The organism is Elstera sp. (genome assembly GCF_044372965.1).
Lineage (GTDB): Bacteria > Pseudomonadota > Alphaproteobacteria > Elsterales > Elsteraceae > Elstera.
Window position 1 is genome coordinate 1 of sequence record NZ_JBILQX010000184.1, and the last position, 7,034, is coordinate 7,034.

Annotated in this window: 8 protein-coding genes; all 8 read right to left on the minus strand. The window is 63.0% G+C overall.

Going from position 1 to position 7,034, the window contains the following annotated elements; translation table 11 throughout:
• Nucleotides 1–1,430 (minus strand): phage tail sheath subtilisin-like domain-containing protein (locus ACIQ36_RS16960; RefSeq protein ID WP_395831484.1); only part of this gene is annotated, 1,430 nt, incomplete at its 3' end.
• 18 nt (nt 1,431–1,448) lie between these two features.
• Nucleotides 1,449–2,123: a hypothetical protein gene (locus ACIQ36_RS16965; RefSeq protein ID WP_395831486.1), complete on the minus strand. Its 675-nt coding sequence runs from the start codon at nt 2,121–2,123 to the stop codon at nt 1,449–1,451.
• A complete protein-coding gene (locus ACIQ36_RS16970) occupies nt 2,123–2,521 on the minus strand; it encodes a hypothetical protein (protein WP_395831488.1) in 399 nt (132 codons plus the stop codon). Before ACIQ36_RS16970 ends, ACIQ36_RS16965 begins: the two co-directional genes overlap by 1 nt.
• Complete coding sequence (locus tag ACIQ36_RS16975) at nt 2,521–3,537, minus strand: major capsid protein (protein WP_395831490.1); 1,017 nt, start codon at nt 3,535–3,537, stop codon at nt 2,521–2,523. The genes ACIQ36_RS16970 and ACIQ36_RS16975 overlap by 1 nt, the downstream gene beginning before the upstream one ends.
• Before the next feature lie 12 nt (nt 3,538–3,549).
• Nucleotides 3,550–3,951, minus strand: a complete 402-nt coding sequence (locus ACIQ36_RS16980; protein WP_395831492.1) for a head decoration protein — start codon at nt 3,949–3,951, stop codon at nt 3,550–3,552.
• Complete coding sequence (locus ACIQ36_RS16985) at nt 3,944–5,191, minus strand: S49 family peptidase (protein WP_395831494.1); 1,248 nt, start codon at nt 5,189–5,191, stop codon at nt 3,944–3,946. Before ACIQ36_RS16985 ends, ACIQ36_RS16980 begins: the two co-directional genes overlap by 8 nt.
• An 11-nt stretch (nt 5,192–5,202) precedes the next feature.
• Nucleotides 5,203–6,678, minus strand: coding sequence for a phage portal protein (locus ACIQ36_RS16990; protein ID WP_395831496.1), 1,476 nt, complete (start codon nt 6,676–6,678; stop codon nt 5,203–5,205).
• A gap of 23 nt (nt 6,679–6,701) precedes the next feature.
• Nucleotides 6,702–6,914 carry a phage head-tail joining protein gene (locus tag ACIQ36_RS16995; protein WP_395831498.1) on the minus strand — a complete coding sequence of 71 codons (213 nt, stop codon included), beginning with the start codon at nt 6,912–6,914 and terminating at the stop codon, nt 6,702–6,704.
• Between the last annotated feature and the right edge of the window lie 120 nt (nt 6,915–7,034).

Genomic DNA, 7,034 nt, shown 5'->3' on the forward strand with positions numbered 1-7,034 from the left:
TCCACGATCAGGTTTTCAGCAAAGGCACTCATGTTTTCCATGAGTCCCATGCGCTCAAGCTCGGAATAATGCGCCAGCACTTCGGCCTTGATGATCGAGGGCGTGACCAGGGCCGAGCCCGGCCCCACCCGCGCCCCATCCGCCGCCAGTTTGGCGCGCGGGAATTTCAGCGCCAGCCGTTGGCGCAGCGAGCGCACGTAATAACTGAGGGTCGCGGGGGTGGTGAGGTCGAGATACGAGGGGTCGCCCTCGCCCCACTCGTTGACCCGGTAGGTCGTCACCTCGCGCTGGATGCGCAAAATCCCGTCGCTTTGCACCATCGCCGTGGCGATGCCGCCGAACAACAGGGCGTTGGCGTCGGGGATTTTCAGCCGGTCCCCCAGCGCAGGCGGCAGAATGCCGGTGAGTGGCAGGGTTTGCAACGGGCGGGCCGGGTCGATGGACAAGGATAGCGCCGCTTGCCCGCCATAGGCCGCCGCAATTTCCCACGGGGTCGAGGGGCAGCCCGGCACACCCAGGATGGACTGATACGGCCCGTTAAGGGTTTGCCCATAGGCGAGGAGGTCCGTCACCGGCGCAATCAGCGCGCCGATGGTAAGCCCATACACCTGCCGGTCGGGGTGCCAGCGGCTCGCCATTTCCTCAGAAATCGCGGTTTGCGCGTCCCCTGCCGTATAGGGGCAAATGACCATCGACCATTCTTCATCGCCAAGCTTCGGCAGGGCGGAGAGCATCGAGGGGTCTCCCGCGCCGCCCGCCATCGGGGTGATCGCCAGCGCCACCCCTTCGGGCAGCCGCTCGCCCGCCACCGCGCCGCGATAATTGACCCGCAGGTCAATTTGATTGGTGATTTCGCCCCGGTGGCGGGAGGTCAGCACCACCCCATTGCCATCGGTTGCCGCCGTTACCGGCAGGTCGAGCGCCAGATTGATCGCCACGGTGGTTTTGGTGGCAAGCTGCACCGGCCCGTCATTTTTGGCGACCGTCACCCGCACCCGCTGGCCCGCGATATACAGCGCAATAACGCCTGCCGACAGCGCAGCGGTGCCGGTGTAATCGATCCGGCCCGTCGCGGCGATAACCTCCCCCACGTAGTCGATGGAGATATCGACATTATCGATGGTCAGATCGTCCGGCAGTTCGGCCACGTCATTGACCGGCAATACCCACAATTCGGCGCTGGCATTGTTCCGGCGGAAGATTTCCACCATCCGCGCCGCCATCGACCCGCGCCCGAATTGCTTACGCGCTTGGTCGGCACCCTGCACCCGCTCCAACACGCCTGCGGGGGCGGTGCCGGTCGGCAGCCGCGCGCCGATCATCACCACGCGGGTCAGTTCTTGGAAATACCCGGCGCGGCTCGAATCGAATTCAAACGCCTGCCCCGGCACCCGCCGATCCGGCGGGATGAGGTTGAACGAAATCGCCATTGTATCCTCACAAAAAAATTAAGACCGGGCGCGGTGAAGAACCCCCGCGTCGATTTCCACGCGCCCATCAGGGCCGGTGGCGCGCGGCGGGTTCAACCGTCCCAGCCGGTTCGGGTCGGCGGCGGGCTCGATCACATCGACTTGCACGCCAATCACCACGTCACCGCCCGCCGTGTTGGTCGGGGCTTCCCACGGGTAGGCAAGCTGGGCTTCGATTACGGCCACGCCCGGCACAAACGCCCCATCGCCGGAAAATCCCATGCGGGTATTCAGCGCGGTAATCGTTACGGTTTGGTTCAGCCACGGGTCTAAAAACAGCGCGTCTTCCACCTCAGTGCAGAGCCCATCTAAAACCGTATCCCAGTTTTCTTCTTGGTCCGCGCCATCGGTGCGGCCCTGGTAATCGCCCTCGGCTGCCAAAACCCGCGCCTCGATGGTGAGGGTCAGGGTATTGTCGAACTGCGCGGGCGTGTTTTCCACCTGCCGGGCGTTCTCGCTGGCGGTAAAGACCACCAGCGCCGCACAAATGTCTTCGGGCAGCGGGCTTACGCGGGAGCGATAGACATGCTCCCCGGCAAGCGTCCGGTACATCAAGATTGCCGCCACATGGTCGCGCAGCACAGTGCGCTGGTGCTTGCGCCGCTGCGGCAGCGGGTCTAGCACCCGGCCCGGCGGAAATGGATACGGTTCCATCAGCCCATCCTCTCGGGGTCGGTTATGCGGCGGTTCGGGTCATCCACCCGGCCCGGCTTTGCCCCATCGGGGCGCTGGGTGGTGGTGCGAAGGATGAGTATTTTACCAACATTCGGGCCGTCCGGCTGAATATCGACAACCTCATAAAGCCGCCCGCCAATCAGCAGCCGGTCGTTCTGTTTGGGCGGTTGCGGAAAATCCGCATCGACCACGCCCAAGGTTGGGGCCGTGGTGGAAAACCCCACCTCGCCATCGCCCGAATCCAGCAAGTGCGGCGCGTTAAACACCCCGCCCAGCCGGAAGGGCGCGCCCTGCTGGGGTCGATACTCCACCTCCTGCGCAAACGCCCGATGCGCCGGGCGGAGCGCCAAGCGCATCAAGCGATCGCCGTGAAGCATTATTCGCCCTGCACCAACACTTGCGGGTTTAGGCAGATCGGCAGGGGGTTCGATTGGCTTTCAATCGTAACGCCCTTTTTTCGGTTCAACATCGGCTCGACCGCCGCATAAACATCAAGCCCCGGCGTGTTGATCGTCTCCATCCAATCAGCGGGGGCATAGACCAAATCGAAGGTTTGCACTGTGCCAACCGGGAAAAACCGAGCCTTTTCAGCATCGACAAACCGCCGCATCGTCCCCGTGGAATCTTGCGAGCGGGCGCGATATTCCTCGAAGAAAATTCCGGCAAACTCAAAGCCCCGGCGCATATCATCGCGTACCGGGTGGCCCTTGCCCTGCCAGAATTGATAGGCCTCTTTGATTTGCGGGTGGCTGATGAATTTATCGTACCATTCGGGCGACCCTAGGCAATGGACGTGATCCATCACATCGCCCAATAGATGATCTTCGATATGGCCCGTCACTTTCCGGCAGTGGGCCGCAATGTCCGACGCCGGGTTGCCCAAATCGAAATTCACGATTTTTTGAGTGAACCCGAAGCGGGTGAAAGCATCCAGCAGCACCTTGCCGCGAGGATCGATCACCACACCATGCAGCGCGCGGGTAAAGAGATATTCGTGGGTTAGCGAATGCTGGCGGCGCAGCATTAGCAGCTTTTCCGCCACCTTCGACATCACCGTTTCATATTGGTCGGTACTGCCGAAAGCCCGAACGCCCGTAATTTCATCGGCATAGATAGCCGCATCTTTCGGGAAGTGCGGCACCGAGATTGCCTCGAGACGCCGGTCGCCATCGGCCAACAGCGGGGCCGCGCTCCCCCGCTCAGCGCTATCGATCAATACCAGCCGGTCATTGGCAAGCTCAATCGCCGCAACTTTCTGGGTAATCCCCCGCCCCGGCCCGAACAGTTTCAGCCGCCCCACCCGGTCCCAGGTCGGGGCCATCTGGCGGATCGCGCGCGTCATCGGCACAACGCCGAAAGCGTCGCTTTCAAAAATATTCAGAATATCAGCCATTTTTTGCCATCCTTAAACTTGCGCGCGCACGCGAATGCCCAAGCGTTCCATCAGCGCCGCATCTTGCAGCGCCACTTCCGCCGGGGTGTTGATCGCGCTGTGCCGAACCACGGTTGCCGCGCCAACGGTTGCCGGGCCGCGCAGCAAGGCCACGGCCTCGATGACAGGCCCGGCCACGGGCATCGTACTATCGTCAGACTGCCGATAAATCAGCAGCCCCGCCTCTAGCTCGCGCCCATCCTCCGCTGTGGGATCGTGGGGAGCAAAGAGTTTGGTGGCCGAAACCTGCCCCAAAATCAGCCCCGCCGGGTAAGAATGCCCGCGCGTCAGCACCACCACTTCCCGGCAGTATTTCATGTCGGTTTCGTGGGCGATGCTCAACGCCACCGGCGTTTGATACAGGGTCTCAGCCATTGGTTTTTCCCCCGATTTTGTTGGCCGCGACGTAAGCGTCGATGCTCATGCCGGGGGCCTTACCGGCCTGCCCCTGGCCCGTCCCCGGCTGGGTCGGGTCGATATCGGCCCCGGATTGCGCCGATGCGCGGGCCGCGTGAAGATCGATCGAGGCTTGCTCGATGCTCTTGTCGGCTTTAATCAGCGCCGCCGCTTGTCCTGGCAGGCCGGCCAAATCGCAGACCGCGACAATGCCGCAGGCGCGGGTGCGCTCTTCGGCAATTCCGGCCTTACGGCCTTCTTCGCGCGCCGCCGCCACCTGCGCCGCCAAGCGCTCGGCAAGGCTTTGCGCGTCCGCCGGGGTGCCGCCAGCGGCAGCCCCGGCTTGGGGCAGAGCCCCCGCTGGTACACTCATTTGTTGCTTTCCTTCATTGGCTTTGGCGAGCACCCAGGCGCGTGCCTGGGCCATTCCGCCGATTTCATCGCAAAGGCCCGCCGCCACGGCATCGGCCCCCGTCAGGCAGCGCGCTTGCAGTGCCTGAATCTTGCCGGGGGTAATCCCCCGGTGCGTGGCTACAAGGGCCACAAACTCGCTATTGATCGCCGCTTGGTCGGCTTTGATTTCTAACCGATCCGCGTCATTCAGGGGTTCGACCGAATTAGGGCGAGCCTTACGCTCCCCTTCCCGAAAGACGGTTACGGTGACGCCTGCCTGATCGAGGGCGCGGCTGCGTTCGGCGTGGAACATAATCACGCCGATGGAGCCTAACCCCGCGTCCTTCGCCCCATAGATCCGATCCGCCGCACTGATAAGCGCATAGCCACCCGAATAAGCCTCAGGGTTCGCCACACCAACAATCGGCAACGGGCTTTCCCGCAGGCGCTCGGCACAGGAAAAACACCCTACCGCCGCCCCGCCCGGACTATCCACATCCAGCACCACGGCCCGCACATCGCCGCGTTGGGCAGCCCGCGCTTCGGCCCGCTCCAAAATATAAATCACGGCATCGTATGAGGTGGCCCAACTGTAATAGTAGAGCCCCCTCGGCAACAGCAACCCCCGCACCTGAATCGTCACGATCCCGTCGCGGTCGGGCACCCACGGGGGCGGGCCGTAGGGGTAATCCTCACCGTCATCGTCATAAACCGAAAGCTGCGCCGTCGCGCCCGCTGCGGCGAGCAACGTCGGCAGATCGATAAGCGCCGAATGTGCGCCCTCGTACAGCGCCAGCGCCTGCCCGCCGCTTAATCGCCAATCCATGTTTTTCTCCGTTACGCCGCGACGGCATAGCCCGAATACGGCAAGCCCAAGTCTTCGGCCCGCTTGCGGTCTGCCGCTTGTTCGGCGTCGATGGTTTCCACGTCCTCGCCCGAGGCCGCGACCACGCGGGCGCGGCTGGTGAGCCCGCCCTGAATGGCGAGCAGGGAGGCTTTAACGTCCTTCTCGGGATCAACCCATTCCCATGCGGGCGGCATCCACCGCGCCCGCCGCCACTTCCGAATATCGGGATCACGGGCAAACTCGCGCGGAAAATGCAGCAGCAGCGTAGAGCGGAGCCATTCCCGCCAGATCGGGCGGCAGAACTGGTGAATGATTACCTGATGCTGGAGCATTGAGGCTTGACGGCGAAATTCCAACAGCCCGGCGCGGATGCTGGAGTAATTCACCCCGGTCAGATCGCGCGAAAGCTGCTCGTAGGTTACGCCCATCCCGGCCGCGATTGAGCGAAGCTGCGAGCGCATGAAGCCCTCGTAACTCGAATCGTCTTTCGGTGCGGCGAAGGAAACCTGCTCCCCCGGTGCCAAAAACTGAATGGTGCCGGGCGAAAGTTCGGCAATCGCGCCGTTGGCATCCTGTCCCAGAGGCCCCAACATCCCATCGTTCTCGCCTTGGGGAGCGTTCGCCGTAACGAAGGCCGTAAACATCGCGGAGGTTTTTTTCCGCACCGTTTCCGCGCCATCATATTCGTCGATATCGCCCAGGCGCGCGAGCACCCAAGAGAGCCACGGAATACCCCGGCTCTGCCCCGGCCGCAGCGGATGGAACAAATGCACCACCTGATCGGCCGGAACCCGGCTCAGATCGTTCGCGGCCACGTCCCACGCCGTCGAACCAGGATGGGAGCGGTAAAGATGATAGGCCGCGCGCCGCCCGAGCGGGTCGAACTCGATCCCCGCCTTAATTTTATTGGCCCCATTCATCCCATTGTGATGAAACGGCAAATGCTCAGGTTCAATCAGTTCGACCTGATAGGGCACCTGCAACCCATCCTCGGGCCGTCGCAGCCGGTGCCGCGCCAGCACTTCGCCGCCTTCCAGCATCGCCCGCGTAGCGAGGGCCTGCTGCCCATACCAATCACAAACGCCTGCCGCGTCCGATTCCTCTGCCCAATCGTCGAATAACTCATGCAGAGCCTGACGAATGCCGGGATCGGGATGGGCGGACCGCAAAACGATCCCCGTCCCGACCGCGTTAGAAACGAAATGCTCAATCCCGCTTTTAGCAATCCCGTTCTGCGCCGCCGCTGCCCGGCTGCGGGCGCGTGTAATAACGCCGTGGCCGAACAGCCGGCTATCGGCGTCGTGATGCTCGGCACCCCAGCCGGTCGAACGATAGCTGCCGCTGGCGGCAGCCCAGGCCCCCGAATCCTCGGCATAATCGCCGGGCGCGCGGGCGCTGATACCGCCAACGGACGCGCCATAGGGTCGCCTCCCCGCCGGGACGCGGATGCGTTGGGTCACCGACATGGGGGAGCCTCATAAAGGTAAGATTAGAACCCGCGACGAGTAGCGACTCGCACTTGACGGACGATTCGCGCGGGTACCAGCGCCTGCTGCTTCTCATCGAACAGGCGCTTGATTTCCAAGAGTGAGCGATACTCGACCTTGCGGTCGGCATATTCGACCACGCGCACGCCGGAGAAATAGGCTTCGCGCAGAGCCGCCAGTTCGGCACGCTCGCGCGCTTCTTCCTCGGGCGTCATGATTGCAAAACCTCGGGCGGCTCCCGGCGCGGGTCGATCACAAACCGGATGCTGCCGCGCCTCATTGCCTCTTGGAATTCGACATATCGGGAATAATTCATGGCGCTGATATCGCCCGAT